A 23,324-nucleotide genomic window follows, 5' to 3' on the forward strand; every position below is an offset into this window, starting at 1 on the left:
CTTTGACCGACTCCCGCTCCCCCGGCGCACCGCAGCGCTCCCAGCCCCATGCCCGGCCCCAGACCCAGGCCCAGGCCGGCACCAAGGCGGGCAGCAACTGCCCGATCTGCGGCCGCCCGACCGAGCCGGCCACCCGCCCCTTCTGTTCCAAGCGCTGCGCCGACATCGACCTGTCGCGCTGGCTGGGCGGAGTCTACCGCATCGAAGGCCCGGAAACCGGCGATGTGCCGGGCGGATCCGACCCTGACGAGGGGCTGTGAGAGGGGTCGAAAATTTTTTGAATTTTCCTCTGGACAGCCCGTCCGAACCTCTCTAAAAAGCGCCCCACACGACGCGCCGCACCGACCGAAACGGTCACCCACCAAGCGGCGCCGAGATGCCCAGGTAGCTCAGTTGGTAGAGCAGGGGACTGAAAATCCCCGTGTCGGCGGTTCGACTCCGTCCCTGGGCACCATCCTCCCTTAGCAGTTCAAGGCATGGATGGTGTTCTTCGGTCACGACAACTGACCGTTCTCTTCTGCCTTCCCAACGAGTTCTTCCGCTCTTCTCAAAGCGGCTCCCTATCGAACCATCCCACCCGTCCGATTCCCGGCAGTTTCACCGCAAGGTCCAGCGGGTCGATGCCGATGGTCAGTCCCAGCACATTGACCTCCACCCCCTCCTCCAGAGCCAGCAGCAGGCCGGCGACGCCGAACAGGCTGATCTGCCAGCCGGTGCCGCTCGGTGCCCGTGCGAACATGGCCCGGCCCAGGTAATCCTTGCCCAGCGCCGTCGATGGCAGGTCGAGCCGCAGGTCCGGCACGGCGCGGGCGACCCAGGCGGCGAAGGTGTTGCTGTTGGGGCCGGGCCAGACGCGGTATTCGCCGGCATAGGGATAGCCGGCGGCGGCCTTGGCGATCTTGGGAATGGCGGCTTCGGCGGCAGGGCCGCGCAGTTCCGCCAGCAGGGCGGGCTGGGCGCCGAACCAGCGGCCGTCGGGGTCGCGGTTGCTGACGGACACCACCGACAGGCCGCGATAGGCGCGCCAGCCGATCACCTCGTAGACCGTGTAGCCGCGGGCGCCGGCCGGCTTCACGGCGAACCAGGGATGCACGCCGAAGGCGCCGCGCCAGGACAGCACGCGGGCGGCATAGACCTGAACCACCGCCTCCGGCGTCGTCGCCGCATCGGGGGCGAGGCCGACCGGGCTGCGGTCGATGCGGCTCCAGTCCACGGCGGTCGGCACCGCACCGGAGGCGAGCAGGAACACCGGCCCGGCCAGCAGCAGGACCAGCGTCAACAGAAATGCCAGCAACACCCTCACGGCCCTCGCGCCCTGCCCTCAGCTCCGGGCTTCCCACCCGCCTTGCTGCATATAGGCACAATGACCGCGGATTTCCGGTGACAGCGAAGGGACAGCGCGCGGAACAGGCCGCTCAGATGCTGTAATCGCCCTGCTGCAGGCTCTGGTCCATGGTGAGCGCCGGGGCCGGCTCGTCGCGGCACCAGCCGACCACCTTGGCCGGCACGCCGGCGACGGTGGCGCAGCCGGGAACGTCCTTCAGCACGACGCTGCCGGCGCCGACCTTGGCATGGGCGCCGATGGTGATGTTGCCCAGAACCTTGGCCCCGGCCGACAGCAGCACGCCGTCGCGCACCTTCGGGTGGCGGTCGCCATGCTCCTTGCCGGTGCCGCCCAGCGTGACGTTCTGCAGGATCGACACGTCGTTGCCGATCACCGCCGTCTCGCCGATCACCACGCCGGTGCCGTGATCGATGAACACGCCGCGGCCGACCGGCACCGCCGGGTGGATGTCGACGGCGAAGGCCTCCGACACCCGGCTTTGCAGGAAATGGGCAAGGTCGTGCCGGCCGCCCCGCCACAGCCAGTGGGCGACGCGGTGCCATTGCAGGGCGTGGTAGCCCTTGAAATAAAGGAAGGGCGTCAGGCAGCCGTCGGCGGCGGGGTCGCGCGCCAGGATGGCGGCAAGGTCGGCGGCGGCGGCCTCGACGATGGCCGGGTCGGCCTCCATCGCGTCGCGCACCACGGCGGCCAGCCGGTCCTCCGGCATGGCGCGGTCGGCCAGCTTGCGCACCAGCAGGGCGGCCAGCGCCGGGCCGAAGCCGTCGCGCGCCAGCACCGCGTCATAGAGGAAGGGAGCCAGGCCGCTCTCCTCCTCCGCCACCCGGACGGCGTCGGCGCGCAGGCGGCGCCACAGCGACTGTTCGACCGTCTCGGCCGGCTCGCGCATCGTGACGTCCAGGCTGTCCATCGCCACCACCCTTTCCCGCACACCGGGCCCAAGCATTGAATCGGTCCGCATCGCCGCCATGGGACGCAAGGCTGTTACTGTGGTGAGACGCCCCCGGTCCGGTCAAGGCCGTTCCCGTCAACGCTGCCTCCCGTTCCGCCCTCCGCATGCGCCCGGCGGAAGGCCTGCGGCGACCGCCCCTCGCGCTTGGTGAAGAAGCGGGAGAAATAGGCCGGATCCTCGAAGCCCAGGGCATAGCCGATCTCCGCCATGCCATGGCCGGTGTAGATCAGCGAACGGCGCGCCTCCAGCATCAGCCGGGCATGCACCAGCTGCAGGGTCGACAGGCCGGTGACGCGGCGGCAGGCGGCGTTCAGCCGGCCCGGCGTGACGCCCAGCGCCGCGGCATAGCGCTCCACCGGCCAATGCTGGCTGAACCGCTCGTCGACCATCGGACGCAGCCGGGCGAGCAGCCTGAGGTCGGGCGACGCCCCCTGCCCGTCGCGGTCGGCGCTGTCCCGCCGCCGGTCGGCCGCCAGCCGCGCGGCGGCGACCAGCAGCAGCATCACCTGCGCCGCGATGGCGCTGGCCCGGCCGATGTGGTGGGCGCGGAACTCCCGCCTGATCTCGGCGAAGCAACGGTCCAGCGCCGCCGCCCCGTCCGACCCGGCATCGAGGGTCCAGGCCTGCGGCAGAGCCACGGCGTCGCGCAGCTCCGCCTCCGGCGCCGCGGCCAGCACGCCGGCCAGGAACCCTTCCGACATGGTCAGCACATGTCCGTCCGTGCCGGGATCGAAGCGGAAGCCATGCACCACCTGCGCCGGCACGACGATCAGCGCCGGGGCGCGGAACGCCACCTCCACCCCGTCGGCGGTCAGCCGCCCGCCGCCCTCCCCGACCAGCAGGGCATGGCTCAGCCCGTCATGGCGGTGCGGGCGGACCTCCCAATTGTACAAGCGCATCCGTTCCGGAATCGTCTCGATATGGACGAAGCGCAGCTCCGGCACCGCCGGCGGTTCGCCGTACAGCCAATAGCGGGGAATGGGTTCGGCGCTGGGGGCGAGGTGGGCGGACATCGCACGGGGCTCCGTCGGGCAGGCGTTGAAAAGTACAAGCCTTTCGCCGGTTCGTCTATGTCCGGCCCTCCCGACCGGGAATAGCATGAACACCAATGATTGGTGTGAGCAACAATTTGCGAAAACACACCTGCCCCTGGTCCCCAAGGAGGGCGAGAGACATGCACCCCACCAAGCCAACCCGCACCCCAATCGCCCGCACCCAGGTCGCCATCGTCGGCGCCGGCCCGGCCGGCCTGTTCCTGTCCCATCTGCTTCACCGCCAGGGCATCGAATCGATCATCCTCGAACACCGCAGCCGCGAGGAGATCGAGGGCACCATCCGCGCCGGCGTGCTGGAGCAGTGGGTGGTCGATCTGATGAACGGGATGGGGCTGGGCGACCGCATGATGCGGGAGGCCCATTTCCATTCCGGCATCACGCTGCGCTTCGACCGCCGCAGCCACCACATCGACATGGCGGAACTGACCGGCGGCAAGCGCGTCACCGTCTATGCCCAGCACGAGGTGATCCGCGACCTCGTCTCAGCCCGCCTGGAGGATGGCGGCACCATCCTGTTCGGCGTGTCCGACGTTCAGTTCCTCGACCTCGACGGCAAGGCGCCGCGCGTGCAGTACCGCCGCGGCCCGGACGGGCCGGTGGAGGAGCTGCGCTGCGACTTCGTCGCCGGCTGCGACGGTTTCCACGGGCCGAGCCGGCAGGCGATCCCCGCCGCCACGCGCAGCGAATACCAGATGGTCTATCCCTTCGGCTGGCTCGGCATCCTGACCGAGGCGCCGCCGTCGCACCCCGAACTGATCTACGCCAACCACGAGCGCGGCTTCGCCCTGCTCAGCACCCGTTCGCCCGAGGTGCAGCGGCTCTACATCCAGGTCGATCCCAAGGACGACATCGCCAACTGGTCCGATGACCGCATCTGGTCCGAACTGCACCGCCGGCTGGAGGACGACAGCGGCTGGACCCTGACCGAAGGGCCGATCTTCCAGAAGGGCATCATCGCCATGCGCAGCTTCGTCTGCGACCCGATGCAGCATGGCCGCCTGTTCATCGCCGGCGATGCCGCCCACATCGTGCCGCCGACCGGCGCCAAGGGGCTGAACCTCGCGGTCGCCGATGTGTTGGTGCTGTCGCGCGCCCTGACCGCCTATTACAAATCCGGCAGCACCGACGGGCTGGATGGCTACAGCGCCACCTGCCTGCGCCGCATCTGGAAGGCGGAGCGCTTCTCCTGGTCGATGACCACCATGCTGCACCGGAACGAGCGGGAATCGCCCTTCGAGCAGCGCGTCCATCTGGCGGAACTGGACTATCTGGTGCACTCCCGCGCCGCCATGACGGCGCTGGCGGAGAATTACGTGGGGCTGCCGATGGAGTGAGCCGGGCGCTATTGCCTTCCACCCCCCGAAAATCCGCCGCCGCCCCCTGGCCCTTGCCGCGGGTCCGCGCCATCATCCCCGTCATCCGACACCGACAGGAAAGCCCGGCGCGATGAAACAGGTGATGTTCGTGGAACTCGGCATGGGGGTGGATCTGCACGGCCAGGACGTGACCAAGGCCGCCGTCCGCGCCGTGCGCAACGCCATAGAGCGCAACTCGATGCCGGGCATGCGGGCGCTGGTGGACGGCGACACCAGCAAAATGCAGGTGCGCGTCCACCTCGCCGTGCCGGCCGATGCGGACCGGCTGGACCACGAGGCGGTGAAGGCCGTCTTCCCCTATGGCGCGGTCAGCATCCACGTCACCGGCGGCGGGATGCTGGCGCCGAGCGGCATCTTCCTGGCCGACAAGAACGACCGCAACGAGCAGATCTACGTCGTCAACGCGGCGGTGGAGGTCGGGATCTGAACGACAGCGATGCCGCCGGGCGGTGGGTAATTTCCTTCAATACCCGCCCCGCCCGAACCGCGACAGTCCGCCGGCCCGACCTTGATCCAACACGGGGAAAGCCGACGTGACACGCTGCGCCTTCATCATCGACCATGCCCTGCCGCCGGGGCTGATCGCCAACACCACCGCCGCCCTGTCGATGACGCTGGGGAAACTGCGGCCCGATCTGGTGGGCTGCGACCTTCGGGATGCCGACGGTATCGGCCATCCCGGCATCACCACCATCGTGATGCCGATCCTGGTGTCCGATGCCGAGGGCCTGCGCGCGCTGCGCCGGCAGGCGGCGGAGCGGGAGGCCGAGGGGCTGGCTGTGGTCGGCATGACCGACATCGCCCAGCGCGCCAAGAGCTACGACGACTACAGCCGGCGCCTCGCCGTTACCCGGCAGGAGGAGCTGCGCTACCTCGGCCTCTGCCTGCACGGCCCGGCGGCGCTGGTGCGCTCGCTGACCGGCTCGCTGCCGCTGCTGAAATAGGATTGCGGCGATGATGACCCTCTACCTGTCGATGGCCGGCTTCGCGCTGGCCGCCTCGATCTCTCCCGGCCCGGTCAATGTGGTGGCGCTGTCCAGCGGTGTCTCCCACGGCCTGCGCGCCACTCTGCGCCATGTCGCCGGCGCCACGCTGGGGTTCGTCCTGCTGCTGGTGCTGGCCGGGCTCGGGCTGGCGGAGCTTCTGCGCGGCTGGCCCGCCGCTGCCGCGCTCATCCGCTGGGCGGGCGTCGCCTTCCTGCTGTGGATGGGCTGGACGCTGTGGAGAAGCGACGGCGGAGGCCGCGGCGGAATCGCCGACGACGAGCCGCCCCCGGCCCCGTCGGTCCTTCGGGGCGCCGCCATGCAGTGGCTGAACCCCAAGGCCTGGGTCGCAGCGCTGGCCGGGGTCGGCGCCTATGCCGGGGACGATCCGGCCCGGCTCTGGATCTTCGCTGGGCTCTATTTCGTCATCTGCTACCTGTCCGTCGCCTGCTGGGCCTATGCCGGCGCCCGGCTGCGCCATCTGCTGGCGGATGGACGGCGGATGCGCCTGTTCAACCGCGCCATGGCCGCCCTGCTCGCGGCCAGCGCCGTCCACATCGGCATCGCCGCCTGATCGAAACGCCCGATCGAAATGCTGGGCCGTCACTCCGGGCGCATGTATTGGCCGGGCGTGGCGGCGACATGGCGCTTGAAGGCCCGCTGGAAATGGGCCTGATCGGCGAAGCCGGCATCGAGCGCCACCTCCACGATCGGCCGGCCGCGTTGCAGCTCCCGCCGGCCGTACTGGATGCGGCGGTTGATCTGGTAGGCATGCGGGGTCAGCCCGTAGCGCGCCTTGAAGGACCGCACCAGATAGGAGGGCGACAATCCCGACACCTCGGCGATGTCGGCCAGCCGCAGCGGTTGCGTGCAGTGGGCGGAGATGAAGTCGGCGGCCCGGTCCAGCGCCGCATGCCCGCCGTTCTCATCGACGGTGGACGGCACCCCGCCCAGCGCCGGCCGCAGCCCGGCGAAGAAGGACCGGGCCGCATCCGCCTTGCCGGCGCTGCCAAGGGCACTATCAGGAGCCGGATCGAACAGCACACCGAACAGCCGCTCCAGCCGGCCGGCCAGCTCCGCATCGCGGCTCAGAGACGGGGCGAAGGGCCGGAACGCCGCCTCCCCCTCGACCGCCGCCAGCCAAGCGGCGTCGGCATACAGCATCCGATAGGACCAGGGCCGGCTGTCCAGCGGATTGCAGGCATGGGCCTCGTCCGGGTTCATCAGCACGACGGTGCCCGCAGCGATCCGGTGGCACTCGGCGCCGATGCGGAAATCGCTGACGCCGCCGGTGACCAGCCCGATGGAGAAGGTCGGATGGCTGTGCCAGCCATAGCAGACCTCCCGCCCGTCCTCGATGCTGCGCGCCTCAAGATGCGGAAGTGCGGGGTCCCGCCAGAAGCGGTGACGATTTCTCGATGCATTCCCTGATGCGCGCGTCATGCCGGCCCTGCCCCGGAGATATCCCGGCGGCGATCCTACGGCAGGAGGCGACCGGCTGCCATAGGATCGCCGGCATCGACCTGCGCCCGCAGTGTGGCGGTGTCAGCCCTTGCCGTCGCGCATCTTCGCCGGCGACATGCCGAACCAGCGGCGGAAGGCACGGCTGAAGGCGCTGACCTCGGAATAGCCCAGCAGCGCGCCGATGTCGGCGACGGGAACATGGCGCTGGCGGATATAGACCGCCGCCAGGTCGCGCCGAACCCCCTCGACCAGATCGGAGAAGCTCAACCCCTCGTCGGCCAGCCGGCGTTGCAGGGTCCAGCGGGCGATGCCCAGCCGGTCGGCGATGTCCTCGACGTAAGTCGGGCCTTCCGGCAGCCGCGCCCGCACCTCGGCCTTCACCCGGTCGAGCAGCGGCGGCGTGCCGGTGCCGCGGGCGATGTCGATCAGCGTGCCGCACAGCCCGGTCAGCCGCGCCATGTCGCCGCCGGGCATGCGGCGGTCGAGCTGGCGGTCGCGCAGCAGGATGGCGTTGGTGTGCTGGCCGAAATGGGCGGGCGCGTCGAACAGCGATTCATGCTGGCGCCAGCCTTCCGGCTTGGGATGCTCGAAATGCACCTCCTCCGGCATCCAGGCCGGGCCGAGACAGGCGCGCACCACATTGGCGAACATGCCCATGGTCAGCTCGGCATCCTGCCGCCGCTCGACGATGCAGCCGTCGAGGATGCGGTATTCCAGCCGCAGCAGATCGCCCTCGCGGACGAAACGCGTCTCGGTCGCCTGCTGGTGGAAGGGGAACAGCCGGGCCAGATGGTCGAGCGCCGCCCCCAAGGTCGGGGCGGCCAGCGCGATGGAGCCGATCAGCCCCAGCATTTCCGGCTGGAACTGGCGGCCGAACATCAGGCCGAAATTGTCGTTGCCGGTCTCCGCCGCCGCCACCTCCATCATCGCCACATAGGCGCGGAGGTCGAGCGCCAGCGTCGGCTGGCCGAGCGAACGCTCCTCCACGCCCGCGCGGTGGAACACCTGATCGGGGCAGCCGCCCTGGGCGGCGATGAAGTCCGACACCCCGGATGCCGCGGCGGCCAGGATGTTGTGTTGCACAGTTCCTGTGCGGCTCCCGCCGGGCTGGCCGGCAGTTTGCCCAAGAGTCGGTCGGTGCGGCGTCATGACACAGCCCCTCGCAGCCGTTTTGCCGCAACGCAGCAAACATTGTGCCGGACTTCAGGCTGCCAGAGACTGTTCGTATAGGAAATTGTACGATGGAGCTATGGATTGGCGGGCGCGCTCAACGCGCCGCCGCCATCCCGCCGCCGGAACCTCCATGTGGGGCGCCGTTCCCGCGGTGGCAGTGCCGCAGCCGGAAGGCGGTCACCAGCGCCAGCACGCCGAAGGCGATCAGGTAGGCTGCGACACCCCAGGCGAGCGCCAGCAGGCCCAGCGCCGGCAGGATCCACATGCTGAGCCCGAACAGGATCGACAGCGCCCCGGCCACGCCCCAGGCCCATTTGCCGTGGGTACGCTCCATCCGCCACGCCCCCATCACCTCGGCGAAGCCGGTGATGACCGACCAGGCGGCGATCAGGAACACCAGCGCAAACAGGCTGGCGGCCGGCCACAGCGCGGCGACGATGCCGGCGACCAGGCTGACCACCCCCTCCAGGATGAAGGGCAGCGAGCGTTCGTGGTGGCGGGAGGCGCGGAGGCCGGCCAGGATGGCGAAGACGCCGTCGAGCAGCAGGTAAGCGGCGAAGGTCAGCGCCAGCGTCGCCACCGTCACCCCCGGCATCAGCAGGGCCAGCACCCCCAGCAGGATCGCCGCCGCCCCGCGCAGGGCCAGCGCCCACCAGTTGCGCGCCAGCACCCTGTTCATGCCGTGCAGACGGCCCGCCGGTCCGGGCCGGCCGACCTGATCGTAAGCCATGAAAAGCCTCCCGCTGTCACCCCGTGCAATGACAACAGAAGGCGAAGGGTTTCGTTGCCCGCCCGCGGCGCGCCGCTCAGTTGTTGCGGCCGAAGTCCGACCCGCGCGCCGGCTCCTTGAAATAGAACATCTCGCGGTCGAAGGTGACGTCGGTCCGCGGGTTCAGCAGGGCCACCTCGGTGGTCAGGCCCTGGGCGTCCAGCACCCGCCACTTGCGCAGCTGGAACGGCCGGTCCTCGAACACCAGGGTCAGGGTGCCCTTGCCGGCATCCTTGGTCTCCAGCAGGCTGACCTCGATCACGCCGGGGGCCTGGAACACGTCGGTGACGGTGACGTCGCCCGACAGGCGGATGTTCTTGCGCAGGATGAAGTCGGCCAGCGTCGAGCCGATGGGGGCGCTCGACTGCTGGCGCATCTCGCCGTCCCAATAGAAGACGAAGGTTCCGTCGGCGACGATGAAGTCCTTCAGCGGCCGGTCATATTCCAGCCGCATCTTGCCGGGCCGCCACAGGGAGAAGGTGCCGGTCGCCTGCCGTCCGTTCGGCGCCACCTGCAGGAACTTCGATTGCAGGGTGGTGATGCCGTTCAGATACTCCTCCACCTTGGCGACGACCGCCTGGTCCTGCGCCGTCAGCGAGACGGGCGTGGCCGGCGCGGCGAGGACGGGCGGGGCGAAGGCGGCCGGCAGCGGGGCCAGCAGGGCGGCGGACAGCAGGGCGGCGGAAAGGCGGCGAAGCACGGTCTTCATCCTCGGTCGTTCGGAGCCCGGCTCCCTAATCGGCCGGTATGGCGGACATAAGGCGTCCGCCCCCCGCTGCCAAGGATTACCGGTGCCGGCTCTAAGTGACTGCTTACAATGGCTGGCCCTTGATCATCCGCGGCAGGTCGCCGACCACGCCCATGGCATGCTTCATGAAGAAGCGCTTGACCGGCGGCAGCCGGTTGATCACCGCCATGCCCAGGTCGCGCGCCAGCTTCACCGGCGGGATGCTGTTGGAGAACAGATGGACCAGCCCGTCGCACACCGCCGCCAGCAGCACGGTGTCGAACCGGCGCCAGCGCTGGAAGCGGGCCAGCACCTCCGGCCCGCCGACGTCCAGCCCCAGGCGATAGGCATCGACCACCACCTCGGCCAGTGCCGCGACGTCGCGCATGCCGAGATTGAGCCCCTGGCCGGCGATCGGGTGGATGGCGTGCGCCGCCTCCCCTACCAGGGCCAGCCGGTCGGCGATGAAGCGGTCGGCCAGCAGGACCGACAGCGGCCAGGCCTCGCGCTTGGTCAGCAGCGTGATCTCGCCGAGATAGCCGCCGGAGCGCCGTTGCAGTTCGTCGACGAACTGGTCGTCGGGCAGCTTCAGATAGGTGTCGACCAGCGAGGTCTTCTCGCTCCACACGATGGAGCAGCGGTTGTCCGTCATCGGCAGGACGGCGAAGGGGCCGTTGGGCAGGAAATGCTCGACCGCGACGCCCTTGTTCGGCTCGGTGTGGCGGATGGTGCAGATGATGGCGCTCTGGTCGTAGGACCAGCGCCGCACCCTGATCCCGGCGCTGTCGCGCGCCATCGACCGCCGCCCGTCGGCGCCGACCAGCAGCCGGCCGCGCACGGTCCGCCCGTCGGCCAGCCGGACCGAGACGCCGGACCGCGTCCGCTCCACCGTCACCGCCTTGGCCGGCGCCAGATGGACCAGCCCCGGCAGCTCGGCCGCGCGGGTGAACAGGGCGTGGCGGATGTCCTTGTTGTCCAGGATCCAGCCGAAGGGCTGGTGCTTGCCCTCCATCGCCAGTTCGGTGTGGTCGTAATGGATGAACAGCGGCGAGAACTGGTCGGCGATGCGGATGTCCAGCATCGGGCCGGCCTTGTCGGCCATGTGGTGCCAGACGCCCGCCGCATCCAGCACCATCTTGGAGGCGTAGGAGATCGCCGTGGTGCGGATGTCGAAATCCCGTTCGCCCATGCGCTCGGGGCTGTCCTGGTCGATGCAGACCACCGGCACGCCGGCACCGGCCAGCGCCGCCGCCATGGTCAGTCCGGCCAGGCCGCCGCCCAGCACCACGACCTCCGTGGTGATGTCCCCGCCCTGCGGGGGGACGGTCGCGTTGCCCGATTCGGTGCCCGGTACGGCCATGATGCTCGCTGCCTTCTCGCCTTACGATGCCTGTGCTGGGTCGCCGGCCGGGCCTGAGCCTTGCCGGCAACGCCGCGATCAGACAATTGTCGCACTGCGGCGTCCTGTCCAGTGTCCAGTCCCCGGCCGGCGCAGGCAGACCGCCGGACAGATTGTCGCTGAACGTATTCTGGGCAAATGCCGCCTTTTTAAGCGCCCAATCAACAGGCATATTCCCATCGTTGCAGCGCATTTCAACCGGCACGATTCTTGTAATCGTTGATTTTTGCGGTCGACGCGAACAGGCTTGGGCCAACGGTGGGGGAACGGTACGGTGTCGGGCCGGACCGGAACCGCAACGGGGCTGCCACAGCCTTGCACGCGGCCGGAACAACGCTTTAAGGGGAAGCCACATGAAACTGGTTATGGCCATCATCAAGCCGTTCAAGCTCGACGAAGTGCGCGAGGCGCTGACGTCGCTCGGGATCCAGGGCCTGACCGTCAGCGAGGTCAAGGGCTTCGGCCGCCAGAAGGGCCAGACGGAAATCTACCGCGGCGCCGAATATTCCGTGAGCTTCCTGCCCAAGGTGAAGGTCGAGGTCGCCGTGTCCGACGACCAGTACGAGCAGGTTGTCGAGGCGATCCAGAAGGCCGCCAACACCGGCCGCATCGGCGACGGCAAGATCTTCGTGCTGGAGATCGCCCAGGCCGTGCGCATCCGCACCGGCGAGACCAACGCCGAGGCGCTGTAAGGCCGCCGAAGCTCGGGGTCCGCTCCTTGCCATAGGGAACGGACCCGGCGGGCGCGCGTCCCGCGCGCCTGTCCTAATCCTCAGCCGGCTTCTTTTCCCTCAGTCGTCATCCTCAGTCGCCGCCATCCTCAGTCGCCGAAGACGTCCGCCGCCATCGCACCGGCGTAATCGCGCACGTCGGCCGGCCAGTCCGCCGTCAGCGCCTCGAACCGCGCACGATCCGCGGCATAGAGCGCCCGCACCGCCTCCTCATAGCCCGGCCGGTCGCCGGCCAGCTCCAGCATGACGCGGTAGGCGGTCTCCTGCGCCCGGCGCACCCTGTCCTTCGCCTCGCCGCCCTTGCGCGCCTCGTCCACCAGCTTGCGCAACGCCACCGACGCGCCGCCGGGCTGGGCGTTCAGCCATTCCCAATGGCGTGGCAGCAGCGTCACCTCCCGCGCGACCACCCCCAGCTTCGGCCGCCCCGGCCCCCGCGGCGGCGGCGAGAGACGCCACGCAAGCTCCTCATCGCTTCCCCGCAGGTCGAGGTCGACCACCTTGCCGGTGGCATCGTCGAACACCAGCACCGGCGGCCCGTCCGGCTCCGCCTCCAGTGCCGTCCGCAACGCCCGCGCGACGCCCAGCGCATCCCCGGCGGCAAGGCGGCGCTCGCCGCGAAAGGCGGTGCAGAGGGTTTCGACGGTGACGGACATGATCGGAACTCCGGTTGTGAGGCGCCCATTTTACCCGGACGAAAATCGGACGTCAATATCGCCCGGATGAAATAGGGGAGCGACCCGCAAGGACACTGTCTTCCGTCCGCTGTGACCGTTCGGCCACCCGCCGCGCCCAAAGGTTCTGGGCGCTTGTGCCCCCCGTGCCCCGCCGATAGGATCGGTCGCTCAATCGAAGACATGGCCGCCTCCCCGGGCCGGGGTGCGGCATCCGGGGTTGCGAAGAGGGTTGCGGTCGCCATGGTTTCTGCGGATTTCAGCGTCAACAGCGGTGCCGTCTTCACCGAGGCGATCGGCAACGACCGGCTCGACCTGCTGACCGATTATCCCTTCACCCGGCTGGCCAATCTGCTGGCGCCGATCACCCCGCGCGCCAACGTCGCTCCCGTCGTGCTGACGGTGGGCGAGCCCCAGCACACCCCGCCCGCCATCATCGAGGAGACTCTGCGCGCCAGCGCATCCGGCTGGAACAAGTATCCCCCGGTCGGCGGCACGCCGGAGTTCCGCGCCGCGACCGGCGACTGGCTGAACCGCCGCTACGATCTGCCGGCCGGGCTGCTGCAGGCCGACAGCTCCATCCTGCCGCTGTCCGGCACGCGCGAGGCGCTGTTCATGCTGGCATTGCTGGCGGTGCCGACGCAGAAAGCCGGGCGGCAGCCGGCGGTGCTGATGCCCAACCCCTTCTACGCACCCTATGAGGGGGCCGCCGTGATGGCGGGGGCGGAGCCGGTGTTCCTGTCGGCGACGCGCGAGACCGGCTTCCTGCCCGACCTCGACGCCCTGACGCCGGAGCTGCTGGAGCGCACGGCGCTCTTCTACCTCTGCACCCCCGCCAACCCGCAGGGGGCGGCGGCGACTCCGGCCTATCTCGCCAAGGCCATCGGTCTGGCGCGGCAGTACGGCTTCGTGCTGGCGGTCGACGAATGCTATGCCGAGATCTGGCTGGACGCCCCGCCGGTCGGCGCGCTCCAGGTCGCAGCCGGCCTTTACGAAACCAATGGGCCCTACGCGGACGGCAAGCCCTGGTCCAACCTTCTGGTCTTCCATTCCCTGTCCAAGCGGTCGAGTGCTGCCGGCCTGCGCTCCGGCTTCGTCGCCGGCGACCCGGCGCTGATCGGCCGCTTCTCCCGCCTGCGCAGCTACGGCTGCGCCGGCATGCCGCTGCCGATCCTGGCCGCCAGCACCGCGCTGTGGCGCGACGAGGCTCATGTGGAGGAGAACCGCGCCGCCTACCGCGCCAAGTTCGCGGCGGCGGAGGCGGAGTTGGCCGGCCGCTACGGCTATTACCGCCCGGCCGGCGGCTTCTTCCTCTGGCTGGAGGTCGGCAACGGCGAGGAGGCCGCCAAGCGGCTGTGGGCGGAGGGCGCGATCCGCGTCCTGCCCGGCGCCTATCTGTCGCGCAGCAACCCCGGCGAGCCCAACCCCGGCGAGTCCTTCATCCGCATCGCCCTGGTGCAGGACACCGACGCCGTCGCCCAGGCCTGCGCGTCCGTCGTCCGCATTCTCGGCTGAGCGGTTCCGGCTCCCGGTTCCGACCAGCCCCTTTTTCGGTTTCTACAGCACGAGGTTTCCGTCCCATGGCCCGACCCGCCGGCCCCTCCTCCGCGCGCCCCCGGCCCAGCCTGGGACGGCCCGCCCCCAGCCCGCGCAAGGGAGCGCCCCGCGAGGCCGCGAAGGAGCCGGGGAAGGACCGCATCCGCTCCGGCCGCAACCGGCAGGAAAAGCCGCCCTTCTTCTCGCCGGCCATGCGCGCCTTCGTCGTCGCCCGCGCGCGCGAGGCGATGGGCTTCGTGCTGGGGCTGTTCGGCCTGCTGCTGATGGTGCTGCTGGGCAGCTACGACCCGCATGACGCCTCGCTGAACTCGGTCCCCGCCACCGCGGGCGGTACGCACAACCTGTTCGGCATCCCCGGCGCCTATGCCGCCGACCTGCTGATCCAGTCGCTGGGCTGGGCCGCCTTCGTCATCGCGCTGGTGCCGATGTTCTGGGGCTGGCGCCTCGGCGCCCAGCGCAAGCTCGGCAACCCGCTGTTCCGCACCGTCCTGGCGCTGTGGGGCGTGTTCCTGGTGGCGATGGCGCTGGCCGGCCTGACCGACGCCTCCACCGATCCGCTGGCCCCGCTTCCGGGCGGCAGCATCGGCCAGGTGCTGCTGCGCGGGGTCGGCAACCTGTTCGGGGCCGAGCCGATGGTGGCGACCGTCGCCGCGGTGGGCGGCGGGCTGGTGCTGTTCCTGGCGGCCGGCCTGTCGATCGGCGAATGGATCGCCAGCTTCCGCGCGCTCGGCCGCGGCATGGTCAACGGCGTCCGCCTGATCCGCCAGGGCGCCCGCAACGGCGTGGACTCCCTGCGCCGCCACGGCCGCACGGCCGCGCAGGCCGCCTCGGTCGCGGTGGACGCCTCGCTGCGCGGCGGCAAACACGACATCCCGCGTTTCGACGAAGCCGTTCAGGTGCCCCAGGCTCCCCCAGCCGGCCTCGATGCCAGCCGGGTTCCACTGACGGCCGGACCGGCGGCAAGCCGGGCCGCCGCCCCCGGCACAACCGCCCCCAACACAACCGCCCTGGGCGGAACCGACAAGCCGGTCCGCACCGTTCCCATCGTCACCCCGCCCAAATCCGCCGCGCCGGAGACCAAAGGCGACAGATCGGACCCGCGCCAGAGCCGCCTGCCGCTGGGCGAGGAGGAGGGGCCGCAGGGCTACGAGCTGCCGCCGCTCGACCTGCTGCAGGTGCCGCCCACCGGCATCCGCGGCGAGCAGTTGGACGAGGCGGCGCTTCAGCGCAATGCCGGCCAGCTGGAAGGCGTGCTGGGCGATTTCGGCGTGCGCGGCGAGATCCAGAAGGTCCATCCCGGCCCGGTCGTCACCCTGTACGAGCTGGAACCGGCCCCCGGCACCAAATCCTCCCGCGTCATCGGCCTTGCCGACGACATCGCCCGCTCGATGAGCGCGGTGTCGGTGCGTGTCGCCGTGGTCCCCGGCCGCAACGTCATCGGCGTCGAGCTGCCCAACGCGAAACGCGAGACCGTGCTGCTGCGCGAGCTGATGGCGGCGGAAGGCTTCGACAAGCATGGCGGCAAGCTGGCGCTGGCGCTCGGCAAGGACATCGGCGGCCAGCCGGTGGTCGCCGATCTCGCCCGCTTCCCCCACCTGCTGGTCGCCGGCACCACCGGCTCGGGCAAGTCGGTGGCGATCAACACCATGATCCTGTCGCTGCTCTACCGCCTGCCGCCGGAGCGCTGCCGCTTCATCATGATCGACCCCAAGATGCTGGAGCTGTCGGTCTATGAAGGCATCCCCCATCTGCTGACGCCCGTCGTCACCGACCCCAAGAAGGCGGTGGTCGCGCTGAAATGGACGGTACGGGAGATGGAGGACCGTTACCGCAACATGTCCAAGCTGGGCGTGCGCAACATCGAGGGCTACAACGCCCGCCTGCGCGAGGCGCGCGAGGGCGGCGAGTCGCTGACCCGCCGCGTCCAGACCGGCTTCGACCCCGACACCGGCAAGCCGCTGTTCGAGGAGCAGCCGCTCGACCTGACCGAGCTGCCCTACATCGTGGTCATCGTCGACGAGATGGCCGACCTGATGCTGGTCGCCGGCAAGGACATCGAGGCGGCGATCCAGCGCCTCGCCCAGATGGCGCGCGCCGCCGGCATCCACCTGATCATGGCGACGCAGCGTCCGTCGGTCGACGTCATCACCGGCACCATCAAGGCCAACTTCCCGACCCGCATCAGCTTCCAGGTCACCAGCAAGATCGACAGCCGCACCATCCTGGGCGAGCAGGGCGCCGAGCAGCTGCTGGGCCAGGGCGACATGCTCTACATGGCCGGCGGCGGCCGCATCACCCGCGTCCACGGCCCCTTCGTCTCCGACCACGAGGTCGAGCAGATCGTCCGGTTCCTCAAGGCCCAGGGCGAGCCGAACTATGTCGACGCCATCCTGGAGGACGAGGAGGGCGAGGAGTCCTTCGACGACGGCGCCCTGCCCGGCACCGGCGGCGGGTCGGGCGACGACCTCTACGACAAGGCGGTGGCGGTGGTCTGCCGCGAGCGCAAGGCCTCGACCAGCTTCATCCAGCGCCAGCTGCGCATCGGCTACAACTCCGCCGCACGCCTGATCGAGCGGATGGAGACCGAAGGGGTGGTCAGCAAGCCCAACCACTCCGGCAAACGCGAAGTCCTGGCCCGCAGCATCGACGACTGAGTGTTCTGGGGCACCCCGTTGACAGCGGGCGGGTGCCGCACCAATATCGGGGGTAGGCGGGCCGAGGACGGCAATTCCCCGGCCCGCCCGCCCGATCTTAGTGCGTCAGAAGGTCAAGCAGCCGCTTGACGATCTCCAGCACCAGGATCAGGAGAGCGAGGATCTTCTCCATCCTCCAGCCCTCCCTTGGTACGGCGGCAGTGGCGGCCGGTCCGCCACTGCGTCCGCCGGGGGACTATGGCGCAGGCGAGCACGTCGGAAAACGGGAATTACATGCGAGCGTAATCTTTTCCTGATTGCGCTCAGCGCCGCAACGGCACCAGCGATCCCAGCAGGAACAAGGCGGCGGCAGCCACCACCACGCTCGGGCCCCCTGGCAGATCCCAGTTCAGCGAGGCCAGGATCCCGGCGATCACTGCCAGGATGCCCAGGACCGAGGCCAGCGCCGCCATGCCTTCCGGCGTGCGGGCGAAGCGGCGGGCGGCTGCCGCCGGGATGATCAGCAGCGACGTGATCAGCAGGATGCCGACGATCTTCATGGCGATGGCAATCACCAGCGCGATCAGCAGCATGAAGGCCAGCCGCAGGGCGTCGACCGGCATGCCCTCCACCCGCGCCAGATCCTCGTCCACCGTCACCGCCAGCAGCCGGCGCCACAGCAGCGCCAGACCGGTCAGCGCCACCGCGCCGCCGCCATAGATCGCCATCAAATCGCCATCGGTCACCGACAGGATGTCGCCGAACAGGTACGCCATCAGGTCGACGCGCAGCGTCTCCAGAAAGGCCAGCGCCACCAGCCCCAGCGACAGCGAGCCGTGCGACAGGATGCCGAGCAGCGTGTCGGCCGCGAGGTGGCGGCGGCGCTGCAACGCCACCAGCGCCAGCGCCAGCGACACGCAGACCACCATCACGCCGATCATCGGGTTGACGCCCAGCAGGAAGCCCAGCGTCACCCCCAGCAGGGCGGAATGGGACAGCGTGTCGCCGAAATAGGCCATGCGCCGCCACACCACGAAGGAGCCCAGCGGCCCGGCCAGCAGGGCGATGCCGCCGCCGGCCAGCAGGGCGCGGATCACGAACTCATCCATGGCAGCAGTCCCCATCATGGTCGTGCACGACCTTGCCGTCCTCGGCATGGGCATGGTCATGGTGGTGGACATAGACGGCAAGGTCGCGGGCATGGCCGCCGAACAGGGCATGGTATTCCGGGTGCCGGCTGACATCCTCCGGCCGGCCGGAACAGCAGACATGGGCGTTCAGGCAGATCACCCGGTCGGTGCGTGCCATCACCGTGTGCAGGTCGTGGCTGACCAGAAGCACGCCGCAGCCGCGCCGCTGCCGCACCTGGGCGATGCGGTTGAACAGCTCCGCCTGCCCGTGCACGTCCACCGCCTGGTCGGGCTCGTCGAGCACCAGCAGGTCCGGCTCGCCCAGCAGGGCGCGGGCCAACAGCACCCGCTGCATCTCGCCGCCGGAAATCGTCTGCACCGCCGCGTCGGCAAGCCGCGTCACGCCGGCCTCCTCCAGCGCCGCCGCCACCTGATCGGCGGTCACCGGCCGCCACAGCGCCAGGAACCGGCGCACCGTCAGCGGCAGCGTCTGGTCCACCGACAGCCGTTGCGGCATGTAGCCGATGCGCAGGTTCGGGCGCCGCAGCACCCGTCCGCCATCGGGGGCCGTCAGCCCCAGCACGGCGCGCACCAGCGTCGTCTTGCCGGCACCGTTCGGGCCGATCAGCGTCACCACTTCGCCCGGCTGGACGGCGATGTTGACGCGGTCCAGCACGGTGCGGCTGCCGAAACGGACGGTCAGATCCTCGGTCCAGGCGAGCGGGCCGGCGAAGAGGGCGGAGCTATCCCGGTTTTGGTGGGGTGTTGACATGTTACGTTATAACGTGACACCAAAGTGAAACCGGTTTCCCTATGCGCTGAAACCGGAAGCCTGTCCAGCAAGTCTAGAGGATCCCTCCCATGCGTCGATTTGCCCTGTCCAGCCTTCTGACCGGCACCTTGGGCGCTCTTGCCGTCACCGCCAGCGCCACTGCCGCCCTGCCGGCCTGGGCCGAGGCACCGAAGGTCGTGGTGTCGATCAAGCCGATCCATTCCCTGGTCGCCGCGGTCATGCATGGGGTGGGCGAGCCGGTCCTGCTGGTCCGCGGCGGCGCCTCGCCGCACAGCTACACGATGAAGCCGTCGGACGCGAAGGCGCTGTCGAGCGCCGATCTGGTGGTCTGGGTCGGTCCCGAGCTGGAAGGGTTCCTGGAAAAGCCGCTGAAGGCCAACGCGCCGAAGGCGACGCGGCTGACCCTGATGGAGCAGAAGGGCCTGACCCTGCTGCAGACCCGCGAGGGCGGCGCCTGGGAGCCGCATGACCATGGGCATGAGGGCGGCCATGACGGGCACGGCCACAAGGACCACGATCATAAGGACCATGACGACGACCATGACGAGCTGAACAGCCACATCTGGCTCGATCCCGCCAACGCCCGCGCCATCGTCACCGCGACGGCGGATGCGCTGGCCGCCAGGGATCCGGCCGATGCGGAGGCCTACCGCACCAACGCCGACCGCACGCTCCAGGCCATCGACGCGCTGGATGCGGAACTGAAGGCCACGCTGGCGCCGCTGAAGGACAAGCCCTTCGTCGTCTTCCACGACGCCTACCAGTATTTCGAGGCGCGCTACGACCTGTCGGCGGTCGGCTCCATCACCGTCAGCCCCGACCGCCGCCCGTCGGCCAAGCGGCTGTCGGCGATCCGCGCCAAGATCGCCGGGCTGAACGCCGCCTGCGTCTTCGCCGAACCGCAGTTCGAACCGACGCTGGTCCGCACGGTGGTGGAAGGCACCAAGGCCAGGACCGGCGTGCTCGACCCCGAAGGCGCCGACCTGCCGGAGGGCGAGGCGCTCTACCCCACCCTGATGCGCAACCTCGCCGCATCGCTGCGCGGCTGCCTTGGCGCTTAAGCCACGGCCGGGCCTGTGCTAAACCGCTGGGAGGGCGGGAAAGTCCGGCTGGAAGATCTGAACAGAGGATGGGCGTCATGAAGATCGGTGTCGTCGGGTGCGCGGGGCGCATGGGCCAGATGCTGGTGCGCGAGATCGCGGCGACCGCGGGCTGCACGCTGGCCGGCGGGACCGAGCGGCTGGGCGGTCCGGCGCTGGGCAAGGATCTGGGCATCCTGGCCGGGATCGACCCGCTGGGCGTGACCGCCATCGACGATCCGGCAGCGCTGTTCGCCCAGTCGGACGCGGTGATCGACTTCACCAGCCCGGACTCGACAGAGCGGCACGCCGCACTCGCCGCCCAGTCGGAAACCGTGCTGGTCGTCGGCACCACCGGCCTCAACCCGTCGCAGCAGGCGGCCATCACCACCGCGGCCACCCACACCGCCATCATCCAGTCGCCCAACATGTCGCTGGGCGTCAATCTGCTGCTGGCTCTGGTGGAGCAGGTCGCCCACGCGCTGGACGACGACTACGACATCGACATCCTGGAGATGCACCACCGCCGCAAGGTCGATGCGCCGTCGGGCACGGCACTCGGCCTCGGCCGCGCCGCGGCGGCCGGCCGCAGGGTGGCGCTGGAGGACGTCTGGCAGAAGGTGCGCGACGGCCACACCGGCGCCCGCCCGCGCGGCGAGATCGGCTTCGCCACCCTGCGCGGCGGCGACGTGATCGGCGACCACACCGTGATCTTCGCCAGCGAGGGCGAGCGGGTCGAGCTGACCCACAAGGCGTCGGGCCGCGGCATCTACGCCAGGGGCGCCGTCCGCGCCGCGCTGTGGGCGCAGGACAAGACGCCGGGCCTCTACAGCATGCGCGACGTGCTGGGCGTCTGAAAACCGGCCCCTGAAAAGCAGGCGGGGCGGCGGGCGTTACGCCCCTGCCCCGTCGCGGTTCAGCACCGCCAGGAAAGCGTCGACCACCCGCGGGTCGAAATGGCTGCCGGCCTCCGCCCGCAGCAGGTCCAGCACCTCGGCGATGTCCCACGCCTTCTTGTAGGGGCGTCGGTGCAGCAGGGCGTCGAACACGTCGGCGACGGCGACGATGCGGCCGGCCAGCGGGATGGCGTCGCCGGCCAGCCCCTTCGGATAGCCGCTGCCGTCGAACTTCTCGTGATGGCTCTCGGCGATCTCCGCGCCCATCGACAGGTAGCCGTGGCGGTCGCCGCCACAGGCGTCGCGCAGGATGCTGCCGCCGATGGCGGCATGGTCGCGCATCACCGCCATCTCCGCCTCGTCCAGCCGGCCCGGCTTGCGCAGGATGGCGTCGGGGATGCCGACCTTGCCGACATCGTGCAGCACGCTGGCCAGCCCGATGGTGTCGCAGAACCAGTCGTCCAGCTCATGCGCGAAAATGTTGCGGGCCTGGAGTTCGCGGGCGATGGCGGTGGCCCAGCGGCCCAGCCGCTTCACATGGTCGCCGGTGACCTCGTCCTTGTATTCGGCCAGCTTGCCCAGCGCATGGACGGTGGCGATCTGCGCCTGGTTCAGCCGCTCGTAAAGCCGCAGATTGTCCAGCCCGACCGCCGCCTTGGTGCAGAGCAGTTCCACCAGCGGGCGGTCGCCCGCGGCGAAGGGGCCGCCCAGCAGGCAGAGCGCCAGCGGCGGCGCATCGCGGCCGCGCAGCACGGCGACTCCGCAGCGGCCGCTCCAGCGCGCCTGCCCGTCGGCCAGCGCCGCCATGATCGTGGCCGCTGCCTCCGCCGGCAGCTCGGCCGGCAAGCCGGCCTCCGCCACGATGGACGGCTGCCCGTCCTCCCCGGCGGCGCACAGCAGCGCGGAGTGGGCGCCGGTCGCCAGCGCCGCCGCCCGCCCGACCAGCCCGGCCAGGAATTGCGGGCGCGAGCGCAGCCCGGCCAGATGGTCGGCCGCCTCCATCACCCGCTCCAGCCCCTGGCGGCCATGCTCGATGGTGGCGATGTGCTGGTAGGAGCGCAGTGCTGCGACGGCGGCGGTGTAGAGCTTCTGCGCCGTCAGTTCGCTCTTCGCCTTGTAATCGTTGATGTCGTAGGCGGCGATCACCTGCCGTTCGGGCGCCTGCCCCGGCTGGCCGGTGCGCAGGATGATGCGGATCTGCCGGTTGCCCATCTCCTCGCGGATGTGGCGGACCAGCTTCAGCCCGGCATCGTCGGTCTCCATCACCACGTCCAGCAGGATGGCGGCGATGCCCGGATGCTCGGCCAGCAGCGACCGCGCCTGCCTTGCGGTGTAGGCGGACAGGAAGCGGACCGGCCGCTCCTCGAACATCATCTCGCCCAGCACGACGCGGGTGATGGCGTGGACCTCGTGGTCGTCGTCGACGATCAGGAGCAGCCAGGGCGGATTGCGCCGCCCGCCGTCGGCGGACTCCTCCGCTTCGGCAGCGAACTCCAGGACATCCCCGGCGGAGTCCCGCCGGAGAGTGTCCGCAATGTCGGCCCTCTTGCCCCCGTCGACCATCACCGCCCCCGCGGATCGATTCGCTGTCGCCGGCCCCAAGAACGTTACCGGCGCGTGCATCACCCCATTCGCTGACAATTTTCGGTGAAGTTATAATGATTTGTCAATGAACCGGCTCAGGCCGTCCGCTTCCAGGCCACGGTCAGCAGCCCGGCCCCCATCAGCAGCGAGCCGCCGACCCGGTTGACCGTCCGCTGCACCGACGGGGTCCTGACCGCGCGCCGCGCCGCCGAGGCCAGCAGGGCATAGCCGGCGGCGTTCAGCGTCGCCAGCACCAGGAAGGTCGCCTCCATCACCACCATCTGCCCGGCCAGCGGGCGGGCGGTGTCGAGGAACTGCGGCAGGAAGGCGACGAAGAAGACGATGCTCTTGGGGTTCAGCGCGGTGACGGCATAGGTGTGCAGCATCATGCGCCAGGGCTTGACGTCCGAGTCGTCGGCCACCGCCTCCGCGTCCCGGACCGGCGCCCGCCACAGCTTGATGCCGAGATAGAGGAGATAGGCGGCGCCCGCCCATTTCAGCAGGGTGAACAGCGCCGCCGAGGTCGACAGCAGCACCCCCAGCCCCAGCATGGAGGCGGTCATCGCCGTGAAGTCGCCCAGCGCCACCCCGGCCACCGTCGCCATCGCCGATTTCCGCCCATGGCCCAAGGCATAGGAGACGACGATCAGCACCGTCGGCCCCGGAATCATCAGCATGATGGCGGAGGCGGCGGCGAAGGCGAGCCACAGGTCGAGGGACATGGTGCAGTCTCCGGTATGGATGGCGACCCACTCATCAATCCACAGCCGGCAGGCTTGCGCAATGGTGTTGGAGGCGGGACGGACCGTGGCGCCCATAGGCAAAAGCCATCCCGACGCAAGAGCGCAGTGGCGGACGAGCCGGCCGAAATTTGCCGCGTCAGACCCGCGAAACGGTCACAGGCGGAATAATTCGCAGCGACCTATGTTGGTCCCGGTATCGGCCGGCCCGCGGTGGCATCGCCCAGGCGCCGGTTGTGACTCCATCGTCGAATTGTCACAGCCGAACGT

23 protein-coding genes and 1 tRNA gene are annotated in these 23,324 nt (G+C 69.9%); 11 read left to right on the top strand and 13 right to left on the bottom strand.

Annotated features, from left to right (window positions below; genetic code table 11):
- Positions 1-2 precede the first annotated feature (2 nt).
- Complete coding sequence (locus CRT60_RS37690; protein ID WP_098736081.1) at positions 3-260, top strand: DNA gyrase inhibitor YacG; 258 nt, start codon at positions 3-5, stop codon at positions 258-260.
- Positions 261-378: 118 nt separating this feature from the next.
- A tRNA-Phe gene (locus tag CRT60_RS09095) sits at positions 379-454 on the top strand.
- 93 nt (positions 455-547) lie between these two features.
- Here CRT60_RS09095 and CRT60_RS09100 read toward each other — a convergent pair.
- The 3 genes from CRT60_RS09100 to CRT60_RS09110 form a co-directional block, all read right to left on the bottom strand.
- The gene (locus CRT60_RS09100; RefSeq protein ID WP_244592369.1) at positions 548-1,294 is read right to left on the bottom strand and encodes a DUF3750 domain-containing protein; all 747 of its coding nucleotides are present in this window, start codon (positions 1,292-1,294) and stop codon (positions 548-550) included.
- Positions 1,295-1,415: 121 nt separating this feature from the next.
- Positions 1,416-2,231, bottom strand: coding sequence for a serine O-acetyltransferase (gene cysE / locus CRT60_RS09105; RefSeq protein WP_098736274.1), 816 nt, complete (start codon positions 2,229-2,231; stop codon positions 1,416-1,418).
- Between the two features lie 95 nt (positions 2,232-2,326).
- Positions 2,327-3,307: a helix-turn-helix domain-containing protein gene (locus tag CRT60_RS09110; RefSeq protein ID WP_098736083.1), complete on the bottom strand. Its 981-nt coding sequence runs from the start codon at positions 3,305-3,307 to the stop codon at positions 2,327-2,329.
- Between the two features lie 161 nt (positions 3,308-3,468).
- Here CRT60_RS09110 and pobA point away from each other — a divergent pair, with 161 nt between their 5' ends.
- The 4 genes from pobA to CRT60_RS09130 all read left to right on the top strand — a co-directional run bounded on the left by pobA (position 3,469) and on the right by CRT60_RS09130 (position 6,282).
- Positions 3,469-4,683 (top strand): 4-hydroxybenzoate 3-monooxygenase, encoded by a 1,215-nt coding sequence (pobA, locus tag CRT60_RS09115; RefSeq protein WP_098736084.1) that lies wholly within the window; start codon positions 3,469-3,471, stop codon positions 4,681-4,683.
- 112 nt (positions 4,684-4,795) lie between these two features.
- Positions 4,796-5,152, top strand: a complete 357-nt coding sequence (locus tag CRT60_RS09120) for a Lin0512 family protein (protein WP_098736085.1) — start codon at positions 4,796-4,798, stop codon at positions 5,150-5,152.
- A gap of 106 nt (positions 5,153-5,258) precedes the next feature.
- A complete protein-coding gene (locus CRT60_RS09125; protein WP_098736086.1) occupies positions 5,259-5,669 on the top strand; it encodes a DUF2000 domain-containing protein in 411 nt (136 codons plus the stop codon).
- Positions 5,670-5,679: 10 nt separating this feature from the next.
- Entirely contained in the window at positions 5,680-6,282 is a 603-nt protein-coding gene (locus CRT60_RS09130) for a LysE family translocator (protein ID WP_204561752.1), read from the top strand.
- 29 nt (positions 6,283-6,311) lie between these two features.
- Here CRT60_RS09130 and CRT60_RS09135 read toward each other — a convergent pair whose 3' ends face one another.
- The 5 genes from CRT60_RS09135 to CRT60_RS09155 form a co-directional block, all read right to left on the bottom strand.
- The gene (locus CRT60_RS09135) at positions 6,312-7,151 is read right to left on the bottom strand and encodes an AraC family transcriptional regulator (protein WP_098736087.1); all 840 of its coding nucleotides are present in this window, start codon (positions 7,149-7,151) and stop codon (positions 6,312-6,314) included.
- A gap of 102 nt (positions 7,152-7,253) precedes the next feature.
- Entirely contained in the window at positions 7,254-8,255 is a 1,002-nt protein-coding gene (gene qhpR, locus CRT60_RS09140) for an AraC-like transcriptional regulator QhpR (protein WP_098736088.1), read from the bottom strand.
- A gap of 184 nt (positions 8,256-8,439) precedes the next feature.
- Positions 8,440-9,075 carry an HdeD family acid-resistance protein gene (locus tag CRT60_RS09145; RefSeq protein ID WP_098736089.1) on the bottom strand — a complete coding sequence of 212 codons (636 nt, stop codon included), beginning with the start codon at positions 9,073-9,075 and terminating at the stop codon, positions 8,440-8,442.
- Between the two features lie 76 nt (positions 9,076-9,151).
- On the bottom strand, positions 9,152-9,823 hold the full coding sequence (locus CRT60_RS09150; RefSeq protein ID WP_098736090.1) for a LolA family protein: 672 nt from the start codon (positions 9,821-9,823) through the stop codon (positions 9,152-9,154).
- A gap of 103 nt (positions 9,824-9,926) precedes the next feature.
- Entirely contained in the window at positions 9,927-11,201 is a 1,275-nt protein-coding gene (locus CRT60_RS09155; protein WP_098736091.1) for a UbiH/UbiF/VisC/COQ6 family ubiquinone biosynthesis hydroxylase, read from the bottom strand.
- 392 nt (positions 11,202-11,593) lie between these two features.
- Here CRT60_RS09155 and glnK point away from each other — a divergent pair, with 392 nt between their 5' ends.
- Positions 11,594-11,932: a P-II family nitrogen regulator gene (gene glnK, locus CRT60_RS09160; protein ID WP_012977707.1), complete on the top strand. Its 339-nt coding sequence runs from the start codon at positions 11,594-11,596 to the stop codon at positions 11,930-11,932.
- Positions 11,933-12,060: 128 nt separating this feature from the next.
- On the opposite strand, the gene CRT60_RS09165 is transcribed toward glnK, so the two are convergent.
- On the bottom strand, positions 12,061-12,624 hold the full coding sequence (locus CRT60_RS09165) for a DUF2239 family protein (RefSeq protein WP_098736092.1): 564 nt from the start codon (positions 12,622-12,624) through the stop codon (positions 12,061-12,063).
- Positions 12,625-12,885: 261 nt separating this feature from the next.
- On the opposite strand from CRT60_RS09165, the gene CRT60_RS09170 reads away from it, so the two are divergent.
- Both CRT60_RS09170 and CRT60_RS09175 read left to right on the top strand, forming a co-directional pair.
- Entirely contained in the window at positions 12,886-14,157 is a 1,272-nt protein-coding gene (locus CRT60_RS09170) for an aminotransferase class I/II-fold pyridoxal phosphate-dependent enzyme (RefSeq protein ID WP_098736093.1), read from the top strand.
- Positions 14,158-14,222: 65 nt separating this feature from the next.
- Positions 14,223-16,853, top strand: coding sequence for a DNA translocase FtsK (locus CRT60_RS09175; RefSeq protein WP_244592370.1), 2,631 nt, complete (start codon positions 14,223-14,225; stop codon positions 16,851-16,853).
- Between the two features lie 302 nt (positions 16,854-17,155).
- On the opposite strand, the gene znuB is transcribed toward CRT60_RS09175, so the two are convergent.
- Together znuB and znuC are read right to left on the bottom strand one after the other, a co-directional pair.
- Positions 17,156-17,941, bottom strand: a complete 786-nt coding sequence (znuB, locus tag CRT60_RS09180) for a zinc ABC transporter permease subunit ZnuB (protein WP_098736094.1) — start codon at positions 17,939-17,941, stop codon at positions 17,156-17,158.
- Positions 17,934-18,734 (bottom strand): zinc ABC transporter ATP-binding protein ZnuC, encoded by an 801-nt coding sequence (gene znuC, locus CRT60_RS09185; protein ID WP_204561755.1) that lies wholly within the window; start codon positions 18,732-18,734, stop codon positions 17,934-17,936. Before znuC ends, znuB begins: the two co-directional genes overlap by 8 nt.
- Positions 18,735-18,823: 89 nt before the next feature.
- Here znuC and znuA point away from each other — a divergent pair, with 89 nt between their 5' ends.
- Together znuA and dapB are read left to right on the top strand one after the other, a co-directional pair.
- Positions 18,824-19,816: a zinc ABC transporter substrate-binding protein ZnuA gene (znuA, locus tag CRT60_RS09190; RefSeq protein WP_098736095.1), complete on the top strand. Its 993-nt coding sequence runs from the start codon at positions 18,824-18,826 to the stop codon at positions 19,814-19,816.
- A 77-nt stretch (positions 19,817-19,893) separates the two neighbouring features.
- Positions 19,894-20,691, top strand: coding sequence for a 4-hydroxy-tetrahydrodipicolinate reductase (gene dapB / locus CRT60_RS09195; protein WP_098736278.1), 798 nt, complete (start codon positions 19,894-19,896; stop codon positions 20,689-20,691).
- A gap of 36 nt (positions 20,692-20,727) precedes the next feature.
- Here the strand turns inward: dapB and CRT60_RS09200 are convergent, their stop codons facing one another.
- Positions 20,728-22,293, bottom strand: coding sequence for a response regulator (locus tag CRT60_RS09200; protein WP_098736096.1), 1,566 nt, complete (start codon positions 22,291-22,293; stop codon positions 20,728-20,730).
- A 116-nt stretch (positions 22,294-22,409) separates the two neighbouring features.
- A complete protein-coding gene (locus CRT60_RS09205; RefSeq protein ID WP_098736279.1) occupies positions 22,410-23,036 on the bottom strand; it encodes a LysE family translocator in 627 nt (208 codons plus the stop codon).
- Between the last annotated feature and the right edge of the window lie 288 nt (positions 23,037-23,324).

The sequence above is a fragment of the Azospirillum palustre genome (assembly GCF_002573965.1).
GTDB classification, from domain to species: Bacteria; Pseudomonadota; Alphaproteobacteria; order Azospirillales; family Azospirillaceae; genus Azospirillum; species Azospirillum palustre.

Coding starts and splice junctions, on each gene's coding strand:
- CRT60_RS09165 (WP_098736092.1), bottom strand. CDS start 12,624: ATGTCCGTCACCGTCGAAACCCTCTGCACCGCCTTTCGCGGCGAGCGC.
- CRT60_RS09175 (WP_244592370.1), top strand. CDS start 14,223: ATGGCCCGACCCGCCGGCCCCTCCTCCGCGCGCCCCCGGCCCAGCCTG.
- CRT60_RS09205 (WP_098736279.1), bottom strand. CDS start 23,036: ATGTCCCTCGACCTGTGGCTCGCCTTCGCCGCCGCCTCCGCCATCATG.
- CRT60_RS09135 (WP_098736087.1), bottom strand. CDS start 7,151: ATGACGCGCGCATCAGGGAATGCATCGAGAAATCGTCACCGCTTCTGG.
- CRT60_RS09110 (WP_098736083.1), bottom strand. CDS start 3,307: ATGTCCGCCCACCTCGCCCCCAGCGCCGAACCCATTCCCCGCTATTGG.
- cysE (WP_098736274.1), bottom strand. CDS start 2,231: ATGCGCGAGCCGGCCGAGACGGTCGAACAGTCGCTGTGGCGCCGCCTG.
- CRT60_RS09170 (WP_098736093.1), top strand. CDS start 12,886: ATGGTTTCTGCGGATTTCAGCGTCAACAGCGGTGCCGTCTTCACCGAG.
- znuA (WP_098736095.1), top strand. CDS start 18,824: ATGCGTCGATTTGCCCTGTCCAGCCTTCTGACCGGCACCTTGGGCGCT.
- glnK (WP_012977707.1), top strand. CDS start 11,594: ATGAAACTGGTTATGGCCATCATCAAGCCGTTCAAGCTCGACGAAGTG.
- znuC (WP_204561755.1), bottom strand. CDS start 18,734: ATGTCAACACCCCACCAAAACCGGGATAGCTCCGCCCTCTTCGCCGGC.
- CRT60_RS09155 (WP_098736091.1), bottom strand. CDS start 11,201: ATGGCCGTACCGGGCACCGAATCGGGCAACGCGACCGTCCCCCCGCAG.
- CRT60_RS09120 (WP_098736085.1), top strand. CDS start 4,796: ATGAAACAGGTGATGTTCGTGGAACTCGGCATGGGGGTGGATCTGCAC.
- CRT60_RS09150 (WP_098736090.1), bottom strand. CDS start 9,823: ATGAAGACCGTGCTTCGCCGCCTTTCCGCCGCCCTGCTGTCCGCCGCC.
- CRT60_RS09130 (WP_204561752.1), top strand. CDS start 5,680: ATGATGACCCTCTACCTGTCGATGGCCGGCTTCGCGCTGGCCGCCTCG.
- znuB (WP_098736094.1), bottom strand. CDS start 17,941: ATGGATGAGTTCGTGATCCGCGCCCTGCTGGCCGGCGGCGGCATCGCC.
- CRT60_RS09145 (WP_098736089.1), bottom strand. CDS start 9,075: ATGGCTTACGATCAGGTCGGCCGGCCCGGACCGGCGGGCCGTCTGCAC.
- pobA (WP_098736084.1), top strand. CDS start 3,469: ATGCACCCCACCAAGCCAACCCGCACCCCAATCGCCCGCACCCAGGTC.
- CRT60_RS09200 (WP_098736096.1), bottom strand. CDS start 22,293: ATGGTCGACGGGGGCAAGAGGGCCGACATTGCGGACACTCTCCGGCGG.
- dapB (WP_098736278.1), top strand. CDS start 19,894: ATGAAGATCGGTGTCGTCGGGTGCGCGGGGCGCATGGGCCAGATGCTG.